Consider the following 20,089-nt stretch of genomic DNA (forward strand, 5'->3'; position numbering starts at 1 on the left):
CGAATCGGCCGATCGCGTCATTTTCCCACGTCGCACCGGCATGTTGCCAGTATCCGTTGCGCCGCGCGTGCACGCCCTGCGGAAACGATTTCCCCGCGCGACCGGCTGGCGGGCGCTCTACTGACGCGGTAAAGCTCCCCCGCGCTCGATGCGGTCCTCGAGTTCGCCGACATACGCCGCGACACTGTTTTCGGAGTGCTCGAGTGCGGTCAGCAATGCCTGTTCGAGCCGATCAAGGCGGGCCAGGATCGTGCCGTCGACACTCGCCGGTGCGCCGGCATCGCGTTTGGCGAGCTTTTCCAGTTCGCTCTCAAGAAAGTTGCGCAGTTCGGTGAAGCGCGACGCTTCGGCCTTGTCGGCCAGTTCCCGGTTGAGCTGCAGTTCCTGCGCGTGACGCCGCGAGTCGAACAGGGCCGACGCCTGGACATAGACCACGAAAACCAGGAAGAAGGCGGTAAGGAATACGACCACTCCGAGCATGATCACGCCGAGCGGCGCCTGCACTTCGGTGAGGCCGAGCGAAAGCGGCGTCGGCGTGGTGAAAGTGCTCCAGTTGAGTGCCGAAAATGCCGCGAGGGTGCCAAGGACGAGTAGCAGCAGGACGGTGCGAAACTTCATCGAATCATCACTCCTCGATCGGTGCGTGGACGGCGCCTTGCCGGACAGGCGATAGTATCTCAGCCTCGCCAACCTTTGGCCAACCACCGCAGGCAGCAGTCCCTCTGCATCGGCGCTTGATCAGGGCACGTCGGCGGACGGCATGCGGGCGACAATGATCGCCGTTTTCCTCGCCAGCCCCGGCGCATTCCGGTTGCGGTCATAGAAGCGCGGACTGGGAACCATTCCCGCCAGCCGTGCCGCCTGCTCCGGTGAGAGCTGCGCGGCGGAAACACCGTAATAGTGACGGGCGGCTGCTTCGGCGCCGAACACGCCATTGCCCCACTCGATCACGTTCAGGTAAACCTCGAAGATTCGCTGCTTGCTCCAGACGGTTTCCAGCATGAGCGTGATCAGCGCTTCCTCGGCCTTGCGCCACGGTGTCTTGGCGGGCGTCAGAAAGAGATTCTTGGCGAGCTGCTGCGAGATCGTCGAGCCGCCGGCGACGACACGTCCCTTCCTCTGGTTTTTTTCGAGTGCATGCTGGATGCCTTCCCAGTCGAAGCCTTCGTGGTCGACGAACCTGGCGTCCTCGGCGGCGATGATCGCGCGCTTCAGATTCGCCGAGATGCGGTCGTAGGCCAGCCACTGTTTCTGCAACTGCGCCTGCGGCTCCTTGATGCGCAATTCGTCGAGGCGAATATTCATGAACCGGGTGGTGTCGGGGTTTACCCAGTTCCACCAGAGGACCCAGCCGAACAGCCAGATCTGATAGAGCACGAGCAGTACGAGGCCGCCGAGCAGCAGCCGCTTCAACCAGCGCGCGACGATCATCGGTCGTTTGCGATGCTCGCGCCGCGCAGCGTGGCGATCACCGGCGCCGTATCGGGACGAACGCCGCGCCAGAGGCGGAAAGCCTCGGCCGCCTGTTCGACCAGCATGCCGATACCGTCGGCCAGACGCACCGCGCCATGGCGTCGGGCGAAGGCAAGAAACGGCGTGTCGCCGTCGCCATACATCATGTCGTAGGCGGTTCCGGCGGCTGCGAAAACGCTTGCGGGCAAGGGAGGCAGTTCGCCTCCGAGGCTCGCCGAGGTGGCGTTGATCACCAGATCGAAAGAACGTTCGGCAAGTTCCGGGTAGCTGCAGACGTGCAGTGCGGCGGTGCCGGCGAAACGTTGCGCCAGATCGCGTGCCCGGTCGACGTTGCGATTGACGATGACCAGTTTCGCTGGTCGGGAGTCGAGCAGGGGTCCGACGACGCCACGCGCCGCGCCACCGGCGCCGAGCACGAGCACGCGGCTGCCGGCGAGATGGCAGCCCAGGTTGACCGTGAGATCGCGAAGCAGGCCGGCGCCGTCGGTATTGTCGCCGAGTATCCCGCTGCCGTCGAAGGCGAGCGTATTGACCGCACCGGCAAGCTCGGCACGCCCCGTCCGCCGGGTTGCCAGGCGCCAGGCTTCCTCCTTGAAAGGCACGGTGACGTTGGCGCCACGGCCGCCGCTGGCGACGAATTCCCGCACGCTTGTGGCAAAGCCGTCGAGGGGTGCAAGAATTGCCGTGTAGCGCAGATCCTGATGGCACTGCACGGCGAAGGCTGCGTGGATTGCCGGCGACTTGCTGTGACCGACCGGATTGCCAAAGACGCAGTAGCGGTCGCTCATCGTTTTGTCGCCTTGCCCGTTTCCAGGCTGTCGCGTTGCGTGAAATTCCAGGTGCGGGTGATTTCGAGGATGTCCGTGTCGCGCCGGATGGCCGGCGGGAATGCGGCGAATGGCGCCGCCATGGCGACGATGCGGCGTGCCGCATCGTCCAGGATCTTGTATCCCGATGAACGGTTGATCTCGATTCCGGCGACCGTGCCGTCACTGTTGATGGCTACCGTGAGGACGAGGCTGCCGTACAGCTTGCCGCGGGCCGCCTCCGGGTAATTCAGCGTGCCGATGCGCTCGACCTTGAGCCGCCATTCCTCGAAGTACTGCGCGAACCGAAATTCCACCGCGCTGGTGCCGATGAACTTCCGGCGTGGTCGCTTGTTGTAGTCGTCGAGATCCTTGGCGATCTCGCCCTCGAGGCGGGCCATTGCCAGAGCGCTTCGCGCCAGGTCGCGGCCGCTGAGATTGGGTGCCGGTTCGGGTTGCACTTCCCGGTCGGTCTTCGGGCTGATCGCGGCCTTGCTCTGCGCCTGCGTCGCGAGTCGTTGCTGGCGCGCTTCGAGTGCCTGGATACGTTTCTGCGAATGCTCGAGGTCGTCGCCCTCCTGATGCCTGGGGGCAGGCGGCAGCGGCGTCTTCGCGTGCCGATCCAGATCGGTATTGCCGCCGTTGTCGAGATTGGCCTGCGCTTTCACCTGCGCTTCGGCCGGCTTGTGGGTCGAGCGGCGATTGACCAGAATGATGTCGAGAGCGCGCTCCTGGAAGGCACGCGAGGCGTCCGGAAACTTGAAACGCAGCGACAGGACGAGTCCGTGCAAAAGCAGCGAGACCGCCAGCGCCAGCGCGAGACCGTGTGTCGAGACCCAGCGCGCGACCAGTTGACGCGTTTCCCCGTTCACTTCAGTCGAGCGCCTCCAGCATCTCGTCGTCTCCTCCGCCGTTCGCCGTTTCGGGCGCGAGCGTTTCCAGGTAACGGCAGCCGAGCGAAAGCGTCAGATAGTCGATGGACTCGATGCGCAGTAGGACCCGCTGGCCGGGTTTGAGCTCCGGTGCCGACGGCAGTCGCTGTGCCAGCGGTAACTGATCCAGCCGAGCCAGGTTGTCGCGGCCGACTGTGGCATCGATCGTCTCGATTCCCTGCTGACGCAGCCAGCGCAGGCACCAGTAGCGTTCCATGCTGCGCTGGAATTCGATATAGGCACCGTAGGTCAGCTCAAAATCGCGCAACGCGGCGAACAGCGCCTCCGAGCGGGCGGCGAAGGGCGGAGTCTCGCCTCGCAGGCAGGCGACCAGTTGCCACTGGTTGATCAAATCGACGTAGCGGCGCAGAGGCGAGGACGACCACGCGTATTGCTTCACTCCCAAGCCTTCGTGCGCCTGCGGTGAGGTGCTCATGCGCACCTTGCCGCCGGTCTGCACGCGATAGATCGCGGCAATTCCCTGCTCGGCCAGCAAGCCTCCCCAGGTGCTGTTGGCGACGATCATCAGCTCGGCGACCAGTTTGTCCAGCGGGCTGCCACGTTTACGTAACGAGATCTCGACCCGGCAGCCCTCGGCGTTGCCGATGTCGCCGTCGATCCGGAAGTTGTAGTCGAAGTTACCCTGCATTGCCGATGGTTTTCCGCGTCGGCCTTCGCAGGCGTTGGCGAATTGCCAGAGTGTGATCAGCTCATCGCGCCAGGCAAAATCGAGGAGTCCATCCGCGATCGTCCGTTCGTTGAACAGCGGCTCGATGTCGTGGTGGCGCAGGTTGGCGACCACCGGGACGATTTCGACGCGCGATTCGTGCGCAGTGATCTCGAATTCCTGGCTGACGGTGAGGTACAGCGAAACCGCCGGACAGTCGCGACCGCCGGCAAGGGTGAACTGGTCGAGCAAGCTGTCCGGCAGCATGGTGATCTTGCTGCCCGGCAGGTAGACCGTCGACAGCCTTTCGCGCGCGATGGCGTCGAGTGGCGACCCCGGGGCGATGCCGAGTGACGGCGCGGCAATGTGGATGCCGACCCGCCAGCCCACACCGGGCAGCGGCTGCAGCGAAAAGGCGTCGTCGATTTCGGTGGTCGTCGCGTCGTCGATCGAGAAGGCACGCACATCGGCACGTGGCAGAGATCCTGGCTGCGCCATCGCCACCGTGGCAGGAAATGCTGTTCCGCGCGGGAATTGTTCGAGCAGGAAACGTTGCAGATGATAGTCGTGCGCCGAGCGGATGGCGCCGCATCTTTGCAGCAGATGCGCTGCCGAAAGGCCGGATTCGGCGCAGGCGGCTTCGAGCGCCTTGGTTTCGCTGCGGTTGCGGTCGGGTTTGTAGAGCAACTGACCGAGCATGGGCGAAAACTCGGGCGGCAGCGAGAAAGCCTTGAGTTCTCTGACCATGCGCTCGATGGTCAGGGCCTGTTGGCGCTTCCTTTCAAGACCGGCGAGCGCGGCCTGGAGAATTTCAGGCGGTGCCTTGCGAAAGCGACCCTTGCCTTTGCGGTGGAAGTAGATCGGCGCCGAATGCAGCGCCAGCAGCAACGCAGTTGCCTCGACCGCGGTGGCGACGTGACCGAAGTACTCGTCGGCAAAATCGGCAAATGAAAACTCGCCCTCCCCGACACATTCCCACAGGAAATCCGGCTCGATTCCCGCAGCCAGAACCTCGGCCCGGTCGAGCAAGGCGTTTGGCGCCGGGTCGCCGTAGCGCAACAGCACGCTTGCCGCCTTGATCTTGCTGCGCTTTCCGGAAGCGGTCTCGACCTGCAGCGAGGTGTCGTTGTCGCTCACAATGGTGGCCGCCTTGAAGGCACCATCCTCTTCGTACAGAACATGCATCGGGGTGATTATAACCCAGAGAATTCAATGATTTGCGGCACGAAATCGGGGAAGCGGGTAAAGCTGTGATCGCCTCCGGGGAGGACGATCTGGCGGCTGCCGGAATAATGGGCGACTGCCTGGCGGTAGTCGAGCACTTCGTCGCCGGTCTCGACCAGCAGCAGATAGCGTGTCGGCGTGATTTGCGGCGTTGCCAACGCACGCAGTTGCTCGACGTGCGCAGCAGTGAACTCGAAGGTTTCCCCCGTGTGGAAGTTGGTCTGGGTGCCGACGAGCCCGTCGAGCAAGTTCGGCGCCATCACCGCCGGGTTGATCAGAACGGCGCGCAAATCGTGCTTTTCGGCCAGCCACGAAGCGTAATAGCCGCCGAGCGAGCTGCCGACCAGGGCTGTCGGTCCATCGCCGCGAGTCAGCAGTTCCTCGGCGGTAGCGATTGCCAGGCGAGGAACGGGCGACAACTGGGGACACAGGAAATGGTCGGCGAGACCGGCGTCGGCCAAATGCCGGCCGAGCAGCCTAGCTTTCCACGATGCGGGCGACGAGCAGAAGCCATGCAGGTAGAGAATTCGCGCGCCCATCATTGCAGGCTCTCGTCGCGGCGCCCGCAGTCTCGACTGCGCAGCCTGCCGCTCTCAAGGTCGAAAGCGGGCAGCGTAACCGCGGCGGGTCGTCGGCGGCACGCTGACACCGACGCGAGTCCATCGGCGCCCGTGACCCGACCACGAATTGGTACCTTCCGCAGAGCTAAGGAGCGCACGCCAGGCTCTCACAAAAAGTTCCATTCTAGCACTCACGGTTGTGTTGCCCGCTCCAGCGCCGTCAGCCAGGCGATCGCCTGTTGCCGATCGTCACGACACATTTCTACCGAAGGTTGCAGTCCGGCGCAACACGCTGGTCGTTCGGGGCGGTGCCAGAGGCTGCAGCGCAACTCGTCGGTCAGGTGGGCACAGGGCTCACCCGCCGGTTTGCCACGCGGGTGACGGGGCAGGGGGGTGGTGATTGACGGTGCGATGCAGCAGGCGGCGCAGCCAGGCCGACATTCAGCCATCGACGGCAAAGCTGCCATGACCGAGTCGACGAGAGAGGGTCGCGGCTGCTTCCCGCGTACCCTCCGCCATCGGACTGTCCCAGTCCATGTCGAAGTTGCCGACGATCCCCAGCGAGGTGATCGCAGCGACCATATGGCCGCTGAAGTCGAAGACCGGGGCGCTGAAGCCGTTGATTCCCGGGGTCAGGCTGCCCGAGGCGCGGGCGATGCCGTGCCGGCGAATCTCTTCCAGCTGGACGTTCAGTGCGGTGAGGACTGCCTCGACCGCGGTGTTGCTGGCGGCGGCGCTGGCCAGCACCTCGGCGTCGAGCATCTTCTTTACGTGGCGCGAGCGGTAAAAAGCGGCGAAGGCGAGGCCCGTCGCCGAGCTGGTCAGTGGCAGGACGACGCCGGTGCGCAGGGTGAGCGTCACCGGACCACCCGCCTCGACCCAGCGTACGCACGTTGCGCCCTGATTACCCCACATCGCCAGGGCCACGGTCTCGCCGCTGCGCTCGCACAGGTCGTCGAGCACCGGCCCCGCCAGCCGCACCGGCTCGATCCGTGCCAGGCTTGCCAAACCGAGTTCGAGGGCGAACTCGCCGAGATCGTAGCGACCGGTGTTCGCATCCTGTTCGACGAGTCCCATGCGCATGAAACTCACCAGATAGCGGTGCGCCTTGGTCGCCGCCATGCCGGCGTTGCGCGCGACATCGCGCAGCATCATCGACCGGCCGTTGGCTGCCAGCGCCCGCAACAGCCGCGTGCCGACCTCGATCGACTGGATGCCCTGCCGGGGTTTGGCCGGTACGGGAACGCTGGTCTCGGACATCGGTCCGCCGAAAAGGGGCGTCTGGGCGGTCCGGGGTCAGCCCAGCGCCCGCAGCGCCGCTTCGTAGTCGGGTTCGTTCTTGATCTCTGGAACCAGTTGGCTGTGCAGCACACGGTCGTCGGTGTCGAGCACCAGGACCGCGCGCGCTGCCAGTCCGGCCAGCGGACCGTTGCTGAGCGCCACGCCGTAGTCCTCGAGAAAGCGGCGACCGCGCAGGGTCGATAAGGTCATCACCCGGTCCAGACCCTCGGCGCCACAAAAGCGGCTCTGCGCGAAAGGCAGGTCGGCAGAAATGCAGAGCACGACCGTATTGTCGAGTCCGCTCGCCCGCTCGTTGAATTTCCGCACCGAAGTGGCACAGGTGGGCGTGTCGATGCTCGGAAAGACGTTCAGGATCTTGCGTCGGCCGGCAAAGCTGCTCAGCGGAACGTCCGCCAGATCCTTGCCAACCAGTGTGAAGGCGGGCGCCGTCTCTCCTGGCTGAGGAAAGCTGCCATCTACCTGCAACGGATTGCCACCGAGAGTTACTGTGCTTGTCATCTTGATTCCCCAGCGAGTACGAATTGGATGATGTGGAAAAAGGCCGAGCGATCGACCACTTGTGTCAGCGTCTCTTGGGCATCGTATCCGGTTCCAAGTTCAGCTAATCGTCACGGCCGCAGAGAAAAATTGGTCAGGCGGCTGCGCCACGTTCGATGACCACGCCAACGCGCTGCACGTTGCGCATCATGCCCAGTTTGGCAACCGAGACACGCACCCAGGTCGCGCCGAAATCTTCAAGCAGGAGGGTGGCGACGAACTCGGCCAGCCTTTCGAGGAGGTTGAAGTGGCGCGCGGCGAGTTCGGCGCGCAGCCGGTCGACCACCAGTGCGTAGTCGATGGTATCGCCGATGTCGTCAGTGGCTCCGGCGCTGGCGGTCGAGGTGCCGATCTGCAGGGATATTTCCAGCGTCTGCGCCATTGCCTTTTCACGCGGATAGATGCCGATCAGCGTCGACGCGCGCAGGCCGTCGATGAAAATGATGTCCATTTGGCGATGCCTTCGCTCGGTGTACAATTCCCCGTCGGGCGTGCAATCCGCGGCGCGACCGAAGTGCGCGCATTCTAACCCAGAGTACCCTACCCGATTACCCCCGTGATGTCTCCGTTCCTGATCACCGTTCTTTCGGTCCTTGCCGCCTATCTGCTGGGTTCCGTCCCGTTTGCGGTGCTCGCCAGCCGCCTTTTCGGTCTGGCAGATCCGCGCAGCTACGGGTCGAAGAACCCCGGAGCCACCAATGTCCTGCGTAGTGGCCACAAGGGCGCCGCCATCCTCACGCTGGTCGGCGACATTGCCAAGGGCTGGCTGGCGGTCTTCCTCGCCACCCGCCATTCGGCTGTCCTCGGCGAGAACACGGTCGGACTCGTTGCGCTGGCGGTTTTTTGCGGTCACCTTTACCCGGTCTTCCTCGGGTTCAAGGGCGGCAAGGGGGTCGCCACGGCCGCTGGCGTCCTGCTCGCCATCGACTTCCGGCTCGGGCTGGCAACGCTGGTCACCTGGCTGCTCGTTGCCTTCACCTTGCGTTACTCGTCGCTGGCGGCGCTGGTCGCGGCAGTGAGCGCGCCGGTTTATGCTCTGCTCCTGTGGGGACGCGACCCGCTGGTGCTGGCGGTCGCCGTCATTGCGATCCTGCTGATCGGCAAGCACTGGCCAAATCTGCAACGCCTGATGACCGGCAGCGAGCCCAGAATCGGCGCCGGCAAATAAGTACCCGCGATCGCCGGACGTACCGGTACGTCGTCGTGGCGACGGTCTTGTAGACTAGGCTCCGGTCAATGGCCATCGCGGCCGCACCGCGAAAGCACCTGGTGGCTTGCCCGAATCCCCGGCCTGAAGACGCAGGGCGCCGGCCAGTGCGATCATGGCGCCGTTGTCGGTACAGAATTCGAGCTCCGGGTAGAAAACCGCGATCCTCGTCCGGGCGGCGTGCGCATCGAGCTGACGCCTGAGTTCGCGGTTGGCCCCGACACCGCCAGCCACCACCAACTGTCGCAGACCGCTGAGCTCGACGGCGCGTAGCGCCTTGCTGACCAGCACTTCGACGATCGCTTCCTGAAAGCCGTGCGCGATGTCCGCCCGCTGCTGATCGCTGATCTTCCCCAACTCATTCACCCTGGTCAGCACGGCCGTTTTCAGACCGCTGAAGCTGAAGTCGAGATCGCCGGATTGCAACATGGGCCGAGGCAGGCGGACCAGTCCGGGACGCCCGCGTTCGGCCAACAAGGCGAGAGCCGCGCCGCCCGGGTAACCAAGACCAAGCAGTTTGGCGGTCTTGTCGAAGGCCTCTCCGGCCGCGTCGTCGAGCGTTTCCCCCAACAATTCGTACTCGCCGACGCCGGCGACGCGCATCAACTGGCTGTGCCCTCCGGAAACGAGCAATGCGACGAAGGGGAATTGCGGCCGGCGCTTCGACAGCAAGGGCGAAAGCAGATGCCCTTCGAGGTGGTGTACCGGCACGGTTGGCACGCCGAGCGCTGTCGCCAGAGCTTCCGCAAACGCCGCTCCGACCAGCAGCGCGCCGGCCAGGCCCGGTCCTTGTGTGTAGGCGACGGCATCCAGCATCGTCAACGAACAGTCGCTGTCGCTCAGCACCTGCCGGAGCAATGGCACAAGGCGTCGGATGTGATCGCGCGAAGCGAGTTCCGGCACCACGCCGCCGTAATCCGCGTGCATGCAGACCTGCGAGTGCAGGGCGTGCGCAAGCAGCACGCCGCCAGCGTCCGCCCGGTACAGCGCCATGCCCGTTTCGTCGCAGGAGGATTCGATTCCGAGGACCAGCATCGTTCGCATTCTAGCGCAGGCGGCGGTTGTCGGCCGGCACCGCGAACGCCTGCGTGACGGCTGGCGATACGGCAGGGACTACCGCAGGCTGCCGGAAGAGTGCGAAAGCTGCTATCTTTTCGTCGTCCGTACAGCCTGGGATGAAGCCATGTCCAACCCTGTTGCCACGCACACGGTGCGTGCCGCGTGCCCGCATGATTGCCCGGATACCTGCGCGCTCGAGGTGACCGTCGGCGACGACCGCGTCGTCAAGGTCAGTGGCGCTGCCGATCATCCGCCGACCGCCGGGGTGCTGTGCACCAAGGTCGCGTACTATCCGGAGCGCATTCATCATGCCGACCGCCTGCTCTACCCGGCGCGCCGCGTTGGTGCGAAGGGTCCCGGTGCCCGATTCGAGCGAATTTCCTGGGACGAGGCGCTGGCGACGATTGCCAGGCGTTTCCAGCGCATCGTCGCCAGCGATGGCGCCGAGGCAATCGTGCCTTACAGCTACGCCGGAAATTCGGGGCTGCTCGGCTACGGTTCGATGGATCGCCGCTTCTTTCACCGTCTCGGTGCCTCGCGACTCGACCGCACGATCTGCGCCAGTGCCGGTGCGCTGGGCTATCAGGCGACGATCGGCGCCAGCGTCGGGCTCGACCCGGAGAATGTCGTCGATGCCCGACTGATCATCCTTTGGGGCAGCAACAGTGTGGTGTCCAATCTGCACTTCTGGCGCCTGGTGCAGGAAGCCAAGCGGCGCGGTGCCCGCCTGATCGCCATCGACCCTTGCCGCACGGTCACTGCCGACAAGTGCGATCAGCACATCGCCTTGCTGCCGGGTACGGATGCTGCGCTGGCGCTCGGACTGATGCACGTCCTGATCCGCGACGGCCTAATCGATCACGATTACATTGCCCGCCATACACTCGGGTTTGCCGCGTTGCGGGAACGTGTCCTGGCCTATCCGCCGGCACGCGTTGCGGCAATCTGCGGCATCGACGAGGTCGAGGTGGAAGGGCTTGCGCATGCCTACGGCGACACCAGGCCGGTGGCGATTCGCGTCAACTATGGCATCAACCGCACCGCTGGCGGCGGCATGGCAGTGCGCAGCGTGGCCTGCCTGCCGGCGCTCGTCGGCGCCTGGAGAGATCCGGCGGGAGGCGTGCTGCTGTCCACCTCGGGCAACTATCCGGTCGCCACCGCCGCCCTGGAGCAACCGGAATTGATGCCCGAGCCGATGCCGCGGATCGTCAACATGAGCCGCATCGGCAACGACCTGCTGCGCGCGCGACCAGCGATCAAGGCCCTGTTCGTGTACAACAGCAATCCCGTCGCCGTCGCGCCGCATTCCGCCGAGGTGGTCGAAGGATTCGCTCGCGAAGACCTGTTTACCGTCGTCCATGATCTGTTCCAGACCGACACCGCGGACTACGCCGACATCCTGTTGCCGGCGACCAGCCACATGGAACAGCTCGACGTTCACAAGTCGTACGGGCACCTCTATCTGCAGGTAAACCAGCCGGCGATCGCGCCGCTCGGTGAAGCGCTGCCCAACACCGAACTGTTTCGCCGTCTCGCCCGGCAGATGGGTTTCAGCGAAGCCTGTTTCTCGGATAGCGACGAGGATCTCTGCCGCCAGGCTTTCGACTGGAGCGATCCTCGCCTCGCCGGGCTCTCCTGGGAACGGCTGCGGGCCGATGGCCACGCGCGCCTGAATTTGCCGCGCGGCGCGGCGCCTTTCGCCGAGGGCGGGTTCCCGACGCCTTCGGGCAAGTGCGAGTTCCACAGCTCGCTGCTGGCGCAAGCCGGGCTCGATCCGCTGCCGAATTTCATTGCGCCGCACGAGTGGCGAGAGAGCGAACTTGCTACAGAGTTTCCGTTGGCGCTGATCACGCCGCCGGCGCGCAATTTTCTGAACACCAGCTTTGCCAATTCGGCACGATTCCTCGCGCAGGAACGTTCGCCTGCATTGTACCTGCATCCGGCCGATGCTGCCGCGCGCGGCATCGTCGACGAGCGCCGGGTACGCGTCTTCAATCGTCGCGGCGAGTTCCATGCGCGCGCCGTGGTTACCGACCGGGTGCGTCCGGGCGTCGCGATGTCGACGTCGATCTGGTGGCGCAAGCTTTCGCCCGACGGACGCAATTGCAACGAGGTCACCAGTCAGGCGCTCACCGACATGGGCGGCGGCGCGACATTCTACGACTGCCTGGTCGAAGTCGCTGATGCCTAACAGTCGGCGCGCATGATGGTAAGATATTGCACCGCACAAGCCGCGGCCGGTAGTCGCCGGTTCGGCCAACGGATTGTCTGGTGGCGAAACGGGGAAGGTTCGACGGGAAGGCGATGGCCGAACAACAGGCAGAAAAGGGGTCGATCCAGGTCATCGAGCGAATGATGTCCTTGCTCGAAGTGCTGGCCGACACGCCGGAGCCGGTGAGCCTCAAAGTGCTGGCGCAGAGCACGGGTTTGCACCCGTCTACCGCGCATCGCATCCTGGCGGTCATGAGCAGCAGCGCGCTCGTGGAGCGCCATGAGGCTGGCACCTATGCGCTAGGCATCAAATTGCTGGAGCTCGGTAACCTCGTCAAATCGCGGATCAACATCCGGCAGGTGGCACTGCCTTACATGCAGCAGTTGCACGAACTGATTGGTGAAGCGGTGAATCTCGGCATACGTCACGAGGACGAGATCATCTACGTCGAACGGACTTCGAGCGGCCGTTCGTTGCTGCGCGTGGTGTATCTTGTGGGCGGCCGTGCGCCGCTCCACCTGACTTCAGTCGGCAAGCTGTTTCTCGCCGCCGCCGGGCTCGCCGAGGTCCGCACCTACGCCCGGCGTACCGGCCTGCCGGGCAAGACTCCGCATTCCCTGACCCGTCTCGACGCACTCGAAAAGGAACTCGACAAGGTTCGCCGGCACGAAGTTGCCTATGACAATGAAGAAGCCGAGATCGGCTTGCGCTGCATTGCCGCGCCGATCCGGGACGATCAAGGGGAGGTGGTCGCCGGTCTCTCGGTATCCGCCCCCAGTGACCGCCACAATCCCGACTGGGTGAAACCGATCCGGGCGACGGCCACTGCCATATCGCAGGCGCTGGGCTATCGCATCTCACCGCGCAAGTGAGTTTCGCCAGCGACGGCCGCGGGCGTACCCCGTCGCACCGCCGTCAGGATGCCGCGCAGGATGTCGATCGGTGGCGGGGGGCAACCGGGCACCGTGACATCTACGGGAATCACGTTGGCCACACGTCCGCAGGTCGCGTAACCGTCGCCGAAAATGCCGCCATCGCAGCCACAGTCGCCGACCGCGACCACCAGCTTGGGGGCTGGCGTGGCGTCATAGGTACGCCGCAAGGCCATCTCCATGTTGCGCGAGACGGGTCCGGTGACCAGCAGCATGTCGGCATGGCGTGGACTGGCGACGAACTTGATGCCCAGGCCTTCGAGGTTGTAGTAGGGATTGTTGAGCGCGTTGATTTCAAGCTCGCAGCCGTTGCACGAACCGGCATCGACCTGACGAATGGTTAGCGCCCGGCCGAGAATGGCGAGCACCTCCTGATGAAGCAGCGGTCCCTGCACGCGCAGGGCATCGCCGCAGGCGGGTGCTGTTTCCGTGCGGATTCCGTTGCGTGCGATCTGTCGGAGGATGCGCCACATCAGAGGTCATGTCCCGAGTAGCTGAGGTTGAAGGACTTGTTGATCAGTGGAAAATCCGGAACGATGTTGCCGATCACCGCATGCTCGAGTACGGGCCAGTTCTGCCACGACGGATCGTGGACGTGACAGCGACGAATGGTGTTGGCGCCAGGCTCACCGGCCAGTTCGAGCGCAACGAAAACGTCGCCGCGCCAGCCCTCGACCCAGCCGGCTCCGAGCGCCGGCTTTGCCGGCAGTTGCAGCGGCGTACGCGTTTCACCGCCGTCAGGCCCGGCAAGAATCACCCGCAGCAAGCGCAGCGATTCAAAGATCTCGTCGAAACGTACCGCCACCCGTGCGGCGACGTCGCCATCGCGACGTGTCGCGATGTTCACCGCCAGTTGGTGATACGGCGGGTGAGGCTGATCGCAGCGCAGATCGACGGCCTGGCCGCTGGCCCGCCCGGCGAGACCGCCGAGTCCGAGCCGGGCGGCAAGTTCCGGAGACACCCGGCCGGTGGTCATGAAGCGATCCTGCAGGCCGGAATGCTCGTCATACACCTTGCGCAGTTCCACCACCTCGCGCTCGATCGCATCACACTGGCGGAAAAGCGTTTCGGCGGTCACCGAGTCGATATCCGACGCCACGCCACCAGGGACGATACAGTCCATCATCAGGCGGTGGCCGAAGGCGTCCTGCGAGCGACGCAGCCAGTCTTCACGGAGCCGCGAGAACTGGGCGAGCCCGAAACCGAACGCTGCGTCGTTGGCGAGCGCCCCGAGGTCGCCGAGGTGGTTGGCGACCCGCTCGCGCTCTAGCAGCAGGGCGCGCAGCCAGGCAGCGCGCGCGGGAATCGTGCATGCCGCTACCGACTCCAGCGCCATGCAGTAGGCCCAGGCATAAGCCACCGTCGAGTCGCCCGAAATTCGCCCGGCCAGGCGATGCGCCACGAGCGGCGGCAGTTCGGTGAAGCGTGCTTCGATTCCCTTGTGTTTGTAGCCCAGCCGTTGCTCCAGGCGCAGAACTTTCTCGCCGACCACTGAAAAGCGGAAGTGACCCGGTTCGATGATTCCGGCGTGTACCGGGCCAACCGGAATCTCATGGACGCCATCTCCCTGCACGCGGACGAAGGCATAGTCGATTGCCTCGCCAACCGGGCCGTGGCTCCTTTCCCGCGGATCGCGGCGCAGCGGGTGACCGTCCGCCGGCCAGGCACCGTGGTTGAGCCATGGTCTCTGGTCAGCCGCGCCTTCGGCAATAATCCCCAGCAGATCGGCCGCTGCCCGTTGCATGCGCGCCGCACAGGGAAAGAACGGCACCAGATCAGGGTAGCCCGGAGGGTTCACACTCCGCCCGCCGAGCGGCAAGTCCAGCCAGAGCAGGCCCTCGCGTAGCGCATAGGCGGCCGACACCACCAGCACGCCCGACGCTCCCCGCGTGCGATCGGAACCCCACAGTGCAAGCAGTCGGCCACCGGCTGCGGATACTGCCTTGGCGATCGCCCGCCAGGTATCCGAGCGGACGGTCAGGTTGCGTATCGGCAGAGGTGCCGGCAAGGGCTCGATACTTTCGACAAAGCGTGAAATCAGCATCGCTTCACCCACCGATCATCCGCGCCGCCTGGCGATACCATTCGTCCAGATACGGGGGGATATACAGGCCCAGCAACAGGCCCAGCCCGAGGTGAACGAATACCGGCAGCAGTGCCGGCGGGTGACGCAGCGGCTTCAGCGAGGTCTCGCCGAAAACCATCGGCTGCACGCGGCTAAAGATCGAGGCAAAGGCTACGCCGAGCGACAACAGCAGAAAAGGCGTGGCCCAGGGTTGTTCGCGCATGGCGGTAGTGAGAATCAGGAACTCGCTGGCGAAGACGCCGAAGGGCGGCATGCCGAGGATGGCCAGCGAACCGAGCATCATTCCCCAGCCAACGGTCGGGCTGACCTTGATCAGACCGCGGATGTCTTCCATGATCTGCGTTCCGGCCTTCTGCGCAGCGTGGCCGACGGTGAAGAAGATTCCCGACTTGATCAGCGAATGCGTCGTCATGTGCAGCAGGCCGGCGTAGTTGGCGATCGGGCTACCCATGCCGAAAGCGAAAGTGATCACCCCCATGTGCTCGATCGACGAATAAGCGAACATGCGCTTGATATCCTTCTGCCGCGACAGGAAAGACGCCGCGACCAGCACCGACAGCAGGCCGAAGCCCATCATCGACTGGCCGGCGAGGTGGCTGTGAAGCGCACCGTCGGTGAGCACCTTGCAACGCAGGAGCGCATACACCGCGACGTTCAGCAGCAGACCCGAAAGGACCGCAGAAACCGGGGTCGGTCCTTCGGCGTGCGCATCCGGCAGCCAGTTGTGCATCGGTACCAGGCCGACCTTGGTGCCGTACCCGATGAACAGGAAGGCGAAAGCCAGAGTGATGATGCTCGGATCGAGATGCGCCTTGACCGCTTCGAGATTGGTCCATAACAGCGCACCCTCCTCGGTTCCGATGACCTTTTCCGCTGCCATGTACAGCAGTACGGTTCCGAACAGCGCCTGGGCAATACCGACGCCACAAAGGATGAAGTACTTCCACGCCGCCTCGAGGCTGGCAGGTGTTCGATAGACGCTGACCAGCAGCACCGTGGTCAGCGTCGCCGCTTCCATGGCAACCCAGAGGATGCCCAGGTTGTTGGTCGTCAGCGCCGTCAACATGGTGCAGTTGAACAGTTGATACATGCTGTGGTATCGGCGCATGCGATTCGGCGTCATCTTGCCGTGGTCGCTTTCGACGCGCATGTAGGGCCGCGAGAAGATGGCAGTGGTGAGACCAACAAAGGCGGTCAGCGTGACCAGGAAGGCGTTCAGCGGGTCGATGAAGAACTCGCGATGCCAGGCGAAAAGCGGCCCGCCCGAAATCACCTCGACGGTCAGCACGCAGGTGGCTACGAAGGTGCCCAGGCTGACGGCAACGTTGATCTCGCGCGCGCTGTCACGGTGCCCGGTGGAGGCCAGAAGCATGCTCCCGAGCAGCGGGATGCCGAGGACGAAATACAGCGTCGCCAATTCAGTCTTCCTTGAGCTTTTCGAGGTGGCTGATGTCGAGGCTGTCGAACTGTTCGCGGATGTTGAACAGGAACACGCCGAGAATCAGAATGCCGACCAGCACATCGAGGGCGATTCCGAGTTCGACGATCATCGGCATGCCGTAGGTGGCTGAGGTGGCGGCGAAGAACAGGCCGTTTTCCATCGACAGGAAGCCGATGACCTGTGGCACCGCTTTCGAACGGGTGATCATCATCATGAACGAGAGCAGCACGCAGGCAAGTGCGATGCCCAGCGTGCCGCGGGCGATACTGGCCGATAGCTTCGAAATTGGCAGCGCCAGGTCGAAAGCGAAGATGACGAGAGCGATGCCGATGATCATCGTCGTCGGAATGTTAATCAGCGTCTCGACGTCCCAGCGCACTTCGAGGCGGTTGATCACCCGATGCAGCAGCAACGGAATCAGGATCACCTTCAGAACCACGGTGATGCCCGCCGAAAGGTACAGATGTGGCTGCTGCGTGGCGTAGCCGACGAGCACCGTCGCCGCCGACAGGATCGCCCCCTGCGCGGTGAACAGGTGAATCAGCGACAGAATCCGCCTCTGCGAAATCATCGCGAACGCCAGCATCAACAAAATCGCCGCCAGCAGGTTGATCAGTTGACCAGTGATCGTGGTCATCTCATCCTCCTACCAGGATGTTGACCAGCATGCCGATCACTGCCAGCAGAAAGGCGGTGGCAAGAAATTCCGGAACGCGAAAGATGCGCATCTTGGCGCTCAGTGTCTCGAGCAGTGCGAGCAGCGCGCCGCCGATCGCCAGTTTCAGAATCAGCACCGGCACGGCGAGCAGCAGCGCCAGCGGTGCATCTGCCTCGGCCACCCCCCAAGGGAAAAACAGCGCCAGACCGATACACGAGTAGGCAAAAAGCTTCAGACTCGCGGCCCACTCCAGCAATGCCAGATGCCGGCCCGAATACTCGAGGATCAGCGCTTCGTGGATCATCGTCAGCTCGAGATGGGTCGTCGGGTTGTCTACCGGTACGCGGGCATTTTCGGCCAGCGACACCATGCTGAAGGCCACTCCTGCCAAGGCGAGACTCGGGTAGATCGCCAGATCGCGTTGCGCCAGCGTTTCGACGATCGTGGTCAGTGAGGTCGACTTCGAAATCAGCGACGCCGAGAACAGCACCATCAGCAGGGCCGGCTCCGCAAGAAAGCCGACCAGCATTTCGCGCCGTGCCGCGAGCGTGCCGAACGAGGTGCCGACATCCATCGCTGCCAGTGAAATGAACACCCTGGCCACGGCAAACAGGCCTACCAGAGCGATCGCGTCAGCGGCCGGCGACAAGGGCAGATCGGTCGACAGCGTCGGAACGATTGCGCTGGCCAGCGCCATGCAACCGAAAATGATGTAGGGTGCGGAACGGAACAGTCGTGACGCGTGCTCGGCGATCACCGATTCCTTGTGGAACAGCTTGTGCAGCGTCCGGTACTGCTGCAGCAGACCGGGGGCCGACTTGTTCTGCAGCCAGGCACGCCATTGATTGACCCAGGCGCTGAGCAAGGGCGCCAGCAGCAGAGCCAGGGCGATCTCCAGCAGTTGGGAGAGCACGCCGAGTTCGGTCATTGTTTCACCACCATCAGCAGCGCGATCAGGGTGAGGAAGCTGTAGAGCAGGTACACGGCGATCCGCCCCTGCTGCAACAGCCCGATCAGGCGTGCCAGCCGCTCGACGCTGGCGGCCAGAGGCAGGTACAGCCAGTGCCAGAAGTGGTCGCCGAGGCTGACGTGATAGCGGGGAGCCGCATCGAAGGGCGTAGGCAATTCGCGCTCCATGCGAAAGAACGGTTCGAAGATCTGCCGGATGGGTTGCCCGAAGCCCTCGGCGGTGTCCTGCATGCGGGCGTTCTGCCAAGGGTGGCCGCAGTCCCACGGCGCCGCGCGGCGCAGGCGGCCGTGGTAAAAGAGGCGCACCAGCAGGAAGGCGAGCGCGAAGCTTGCCCCAACGCCCAGCAGGAAGATCGCCGGGCCGTAGCTCGCGCGCTCGATGGCCACCGGCACCAGAAGCCAGCCGTGGGCGCCGACCGCGTCACGAAGTCCCGCACCGACGAGGGAGCGCGTCACTGGGTCGATCAGCGCGATGAAGTCGACGGGCAGCAGCCCGAGTGCGATGCAGCCGCCGACCAGCCAAAGCATGCCGATGCGTTCCCAGCCGCTGGCGTCGTGCGCTTGTGCGAGCTTCGCTTCGCGTGGTTGGCCGAGGAAGATGATCCCGAAGAACTTGACCATGGTATAGCCGGCGAGCGCTGCGATCAACGCGATCAAGGCGGCCACCACCGGGATCAGCATGTCGAGGAAGGGACTCGGCAGACCCGGAGAAAAGAGGAAGCTTTGCAGCAGCAGCCACTCCGAGACGAAGCCTGCGAGTGGTGGCAAGCCGGCGCTGGCCAGCACCCCGATCAGGGTGATCCACGCCACCCACGGCATGTAACGGATCAGGCCTCCCAGCTTGCCGAGATTGCGCTCGCCGGTGGCATGCAGGACGGCACCGGTACCAACGAACAGCAGGCTCTTGAAAAAGGCATGGCTGGCGACGTGGTAAAGCACCGCGGTCAGCGCCAGCGCAGCCATCGGCCGCATACCGTAGGTCGAAAACAGCACCGTCAGGCCGATGCCGGCAAACATCAGGCCGATGTTTTCGATCGACGAGTAGGCGAGCAAGCGCTTCATATCCACCTGAGCGGCGGCGAATACGACACCGAATAGCGCCGTTGCCAGTCCGACCACCAGCAGCAACAATCCCCACCACCACACTTGCAGGTGCAGGAGGTCGAAACAGACCCGCAGTACGCCGTAGATGGCGGTCTTCAGCATTACCCCGCTCATCAGCGCCGAAACGGGCGACGGCGCCGCCGGATGGGCCTCGGGAAGCCAGACATGCAGCGGTACGATGCCGGCCTTGGCACCGAAACCGAAGAGCGCGAGCAGAAAGGCCATGGCCGCCCAGAAAGGCGCCAGATCTTGCGCCCGCATGTTGGCGAATGTGTAGTCGCCGCTATTCGCCTGCAGCACGCCGAAGCAGAGCAGGATGCCGATGGCGCCGACATGTGCGATCAGCAGATACAGGTAGCCGGCACGCTGGATCTCGACGATGCGATGGTTGGCCGTGACCAGAAAAAACGAGGACAGGGCCATGGTTTCCCACACCACCATGAAGACGTAGGCATCGTCGGCGAGGACGACGAGCGTCATGCTGGCGAGAAAGAGGTGGTACTCGAAGGCGAGCAGTCCCGGCGGCGTGCCTTCTCCCTTGCGAAAATAGCCGGCGGCGAACGCCGAGACGCCCGCGGACACGCAGCCGATAACCATCAGAAAAAAGGCTGAAAGGCTGTCGAGGCGGAAGTGAAAAGGCAAACCCGGCAGCCCGACCGGCAGCACCGCGATCTCGTGCGAAAACCGGAAAGAACTCGCGGCGAGTCCGAACAACGCCAGGCCGAAAGCGCCGCCGACGGGAAACAGCACTTTCGCCACCAGCGTCAGCCGGCGCAGAGCGAAAACGCCGACCACGCCGAGCAGCAACCACGCGGCAACGATCAGCAAAATCCAGTCGAGGTGCACCAGCTTTGCCGCAGCTTGTGGCCAAATAGCCGTCACGGCCGGTGGCTGCGGCGGCGCGACCGTCGCTCGCTGCC

The 20,089-nt window shown here is 64.2% G+C and carries 20 protein-coding genes; 3 read left to right on the forward strand and 17 right to left on the reverse strand.

Annotated features, from left to right (window positions below; translation table 11 throughout):
- Positions 1–117 precede the first annotated feature (117 nt).
- From NFV80_RS09935 to NFV80_RS09980, 10 genes are all read right to left on the reverse strand, one after another.
- Entirely contained in the window at positions 118–618 is a 501-nt protein-coding gene (locus NFV80_RS09935) for a LapA family protein (RefSeq protein ID WP_295326267.1), read from the reverse strand.
- A gap of 120 nt (positions 619–738) precedes the next feature.
- Entirely contained in the window at positions 739–1,431 is a 693-nt protein-coding gene (gene mtgA / locus NFV80_RS09940) for a monofunctional biosynthetic peptidoglycan transglycosylase (protein ID WP_295326269.1), read from the reverse strand.
- Complete coding sequence (gene aroE / locus NFV80_RS09945; protein ID WP_295326271.1) at positions 1,428–2,261, reverse strand: shikimate dehydrogenase; 834 nt, start codon at positions 2,259–2,261, stop codon at positions 1,428–1,430. Before aroE ends, mtgA begins: the two co-directional genes overlap by 4 nt.
- The gene (locus NFV80_RS09950) at positions 2,258–3,151 is read right to left on the reverse strand and encodes a TonB family protein (RefSeq protein WP_295326273.1); all 894 of its coding nucleotides are present in this window, start codon (positions 3,149–3,151) and stop codon (positions 2,258–2,260) included. The genes aroE and NFV80_RS09950 overlap by 4 nt, the downstream gene beginning before the upstream one ends.
- A gap of 1 nt (position 3,152) precedes the next feature.
- On the reverse strand, positions 3,153–5,063 hold the full coding sequence (locus NFV80_RS09955) for an RNB domain-containing ribonuclease (protein WP_295326275.1): 1,911 nt from the start codon (positions 5,061–5,063) through the stop codon (positions 3,153–3,155).
- A gap of 8 nt (positions 5,064–5,071) precedes the next feature.
- Complete coding sequence (locus tag NFV80_RS09960; protein WP_295326277.1) at positions 5,072–5,644, reverse strand: YqiA/YcfP family alpha/beta fold hydrolase; 573 nt, start codon at positions 5,642–5,644, stop codon at positions 5,072–5,074.
- A 209-nt stretch (positions 5,645–5,853) separates the two neighbouring features.
- Positions 5,854–6,129, reverse strand: coding sequence for a YkgJ family cysteine cluster protein (locus NFV80_RS09965; RefSeq protein WP_295326279.1), 276 nt, complete (start codon positions 6,127–6,129; stop codon positions 5,854–5,856).
- Positions 6,104–6,922: an IclR family transcriptional regulator gene (locus NFV80_RS09970; protein WP_295326281.1), complete on the reverse strand. Its 819-nt coding sequence runs from the start codon at positions 6,920–6,922 to the stop codon at positions 6,104–6,106. The genes NFV80_RS09965 and NFV80_RS09970 overlap by 26 nt, the downstream gene beginning before the upstream one ends.
- 36 nt (positions 6,923–6,958) lie before the next feature.
- A complete protein-coding gene (gene tpx, locus NFV80_RS09975; RefSeq protein ID WP_295326283.1) occupies positions 6,959–7,462 on the reverse strand; it encodes a thiol peroxidase in 504 nt (167 codons plus the stop codon).
- A 133-nt stretch (positions 7,463–7,595) separates the two neighbouring features.
- A complete protein-coding gene (locus tag NFV80_RS09980; protein WP_295326285.1) occupies positions 7,596–7,952 on the reverse strand; it encodes a dihydroneopterin aldolase in 357 nt (118 codons plus the stop codon).
- 108 nt (positions 7,953–8,060) lie between these two features.
- On the opposite strand from NFV80_RS09980, the gene plsY reads away from it, so the two are divergent.
- Positions 8,061–8,669 carry a glycerol-3-phosphate 1-O-acyltransferase PlsY gene (gene plsY / locus NFV80_RS09985; protein ID WP_295326321.1) on the forward strand — a complete coding sequence of 203 codons (609 nt, stop codon included), beginning with the start codon at positions 8,061–8,063 and terminating at the stop codon, positions 8,667–8,669.
- A gap of 54 nt (positions 8,670–8,723) precedes the next feature.
- On the opposite strand, the gene tsaD is transcribed toward plsY, so the two are convergent.
- Positions 8,724–9,743, reverse strand: a complete 1,020-nt coding sequence (gene tsaD / locus NFV80_RS09990; RefSeq protein WP_295326287.1) for a tRNA (adenosine(37)-N6)-threonylcarbamoyltransferase complex transferase subunit TsaD — start codon at positions 9,741–9,743, stop codon at positions 8,724–8,726.
- Positions 9,744–9,891: 148 nt separating this feature from the next.
- Between tsaD and NFV80_RS09995 the strand changes: the two genes are divergently transcribed.
- A complete protein-coding gene (locus NFV80_RS09995) occupies positions 9,892–11,958 on the forward strand; it encodes a molybdopterin oxidoreductase family protein (RefSeq protein WP_295326289.1) in 2,067 nt (688 codons plus the stop codon).
- Between the two features lie 113 nt (positions 11,959–12,071).
- A complete protein-coding gene (locus NFV80_RS10000) occupies positions 12,072–12,851 on the forward strand; it encodes an IclR family transcriptional regulator (RefSeq protein ID WP_295326322.1) in 780 nt (259 codons plus the stop codon).
- Here NFV80_RS10000 and NFV80_RS10005 read toward each other — a convergent pair.
- The 6 genes from NFV80_RS10005 to hyfB are packed head-to-tail and all read right to left on the reverse strand — an operon-like array spanning position 12,827 to position 20,051.
- Positions 12,827–13,384: a formate hydrogenlyase gene (locus NFV80_RS10005; RefSeq protein WP_295326291.1), complete on the reverse strand. Its 558-nt coding sequence runs from the start codon at positions 13,382–13,384 to the stop codon at positions 12,827–12,829. The genes NFV80_RS10000 and NFV80_RS10005 overlap by 25 nt on opposite strands.
- Positions 13,384–14,955, reverse strand: coding sequence for an NADH-quinone oxidoreductase subunit C (locus NFV80_RS10010; RefSeq protein ID WP_295326324.1), 1,572 nt, complete (start codon positions 14,953–14,955; stop codon positions 13,384–13,386). The genes NFV80_RS10005 and NFV80_RS10010 overlap by 1 nt, the downstream gene beginning before the upstream one ends.
- A gap of 4 nt (positions 14,956–14,959) precedes the next feature.
- Positions 14,960–16,369: a hydrogenase 4 subunit F gene (locus NFV80_RS10015; RefSeq protein WP_295326326.1), complete on the reverse strand. Its 1,410-nt coding sequence runs from the start codon at positions 16,367–16,369 to the stop codon at positions 14,960–14,962.
- Positions 16,370–16,415: 46 nt separating this feature from the next.
- Positions 16,416–17,075 (reverse strand): formate hydrogenlyase, encoded by a 660-nt coding sequence (locus NFV80_RS10020; protein ID WP_295326293.1) that lies wholly within the window; start codon positions 17,073–17,075, stop codon positions 16,416–16,418.
- Position 17,076: 1 nt separating this feature from the next.
- Entirely contained in the window at positions 17,077–18,024 is a 948-nt protein-coding gene (locus tag NFV80_RS10025) for an NADH-quinone oxidoreductase subunit H (protein WP_295326294.1), read from the reverse strand.
- Entirely contained in the window at positions 18,021–20,051 is a 2,031-nt protein-coding gene (hyfB, locus tag NFV80_RS10030) for a hydrogenase 4 subunit B (protein WP_295326296.1), read from the reverse strand. Before hyfB ends, NFV80_RS10025 begins: the two co-directional genes overlap by 4 nt.
- Positions 20,052–20,089 lie beyond the last annotated feature (38 nt).

It is taken from the genome of Accumulibacter sp. (assembly GCF_023806565.1).
Lineage (GTDB): Bacteria > Pseudomonadota > Gammaproteobacteria > Burkholderiales > Rhodocyclaceae > Accumulibacter.

What these genes read in the sequence shown, in the direction of transcription:
- NFV80_RS09935 (WP_295326267.1), bottom strand. Translation starts at nt 618, where the DNA reads ATGAAGTTTCGCACCGTCCTGCTGCTACTCGTCCTTGGCACCCTCGCG.
- mtgA (WP_295326269.1), bottom strand. Translation starts at nt 1,431, where the DNA reads ATGATCGTCGCGCGCTGGTTGAAGCGGCTGCTGCTCGGCGGCCTCGTA.
- aroE (WP_295326271.1), bottom strand. Translation starts at nt 2,261, where the DNA reads ATGAGCGACCGCTACTGCGTCTTTGGCAATCCGGTCGGTCACAGCAAG.
- NFV80_RS09955 (WP_295326275.1), bottom strand. Translation starts at nt 5,063, where the DNA reads ATGCATGTTCTGTACGAAGAGGATGGTGCCTTCAAGGCGGCCACCATT.
- NFV80_RS09960 (WP_295326277.1), bottom strand. Translation starts at nt 5,644, where the DNA reads ATGATGGGCGCGCGAATTCTCTACCTGCATGGCTTCTGCTCGTCGCCC.
- NFV80_RS09965 (WP_295326279.1), bottom strand. Translation starts at nt 6,129, where the DNA reads ATGGCAGCTTTGCCGTCGATGGCTGAATGTCGGCCTGGCTGCGCCGCC.
- NFV80_RS09970 (WP_295326281.1), bottom strand. Translation starts at nt 6,922, where the DNA reads ATGTCCGAGACCAGCGTTCCCGTACCGGCCAAACCCCGGCAGGGCATC.
- tpx (WP_295326283.1), bottom strand. Translation starts at nt 7,462, where the DNA reads ATGACAAGCACAGTAACTCTCGGTGGCAATCCGTTGCAGGTAGATGGC.
- NFV80_RS09980 (WP_295326285.1), bottom strand. Translation starts at nt 7,952, where the DNA reads ATGGACATCATTTTCATCGACGGCCTGCGCGCGTCGACGCTGATCGGC.
- plsY (WP_295326321.1), top strand. Translation starts at nt 8,061, where the DNA reads ATGTCTCCGTTCCTGATCACCGTTCTTTCGGTCCTTGCCGCCTATCTG.
- tsaD (WP_295326287.1), bottom strand. Translation starts at nt 9,743, where the DNA reads ATGCTGGTCCTCGGAATCGAATCCTCCTGCGACGAAACGGGCATGGCG.
- NFV80_RS09995 (WP_295326289.1), top strand. Translation starts at nt 9,892, where the DNA reads ATGTCCAACCCTGTTGCCACGCACACGGTGCGTGCCGCGTGCCCGCAT.
- NFV80_RS10000 (WP_295326322.1), top strand. Translation starts at nt 12,072, where the DNA reads ATGGCCGAACAACAGGCAGAAAAGGGGTCGATCCAGGTCATCGAGCGA.
- NFV80_RS10005 (WP_295326291.1), bottom strand. Translation starts at nt 13,384, where the DNA reads ATGTGGCGCATCCTCCGACAGATCGCACGCAACGGAATCCGCACGGAA.
- NFV80_RS10010 (WP_295326324.1), bottom strand. Translation starts at nt 14,955, where the DNA reads ATGCTGATTTCACGCTTTGTCGAAAGTATCGAGCCCTTGCCGGCACCT.
- NFV80_RS10015 (WP_295326326.1), bottom strand. Translation starts at nt 16,369, where the DNA reads ATGCTTCTGGCCTCCACCGGGCACCGTGACAGCGCGCGCGAGATCAAC.
- NFV80_RS10020 (WP_295326293.1), bottom strand. Translation starts at nt 17,075, where the DNA reads ATGACCACGATCACTGGTCAACTGATCAACCTGCTGGCGGCGATTTTG.
- NFV80_RS10025 (WP_295326294.1), bottom strand. Translation starts at nt 18,024, where the DNA reads ATGACCGAACTCGGCGTGCTCTCCCAACTGCTGGAGATCGCCCTGGCT.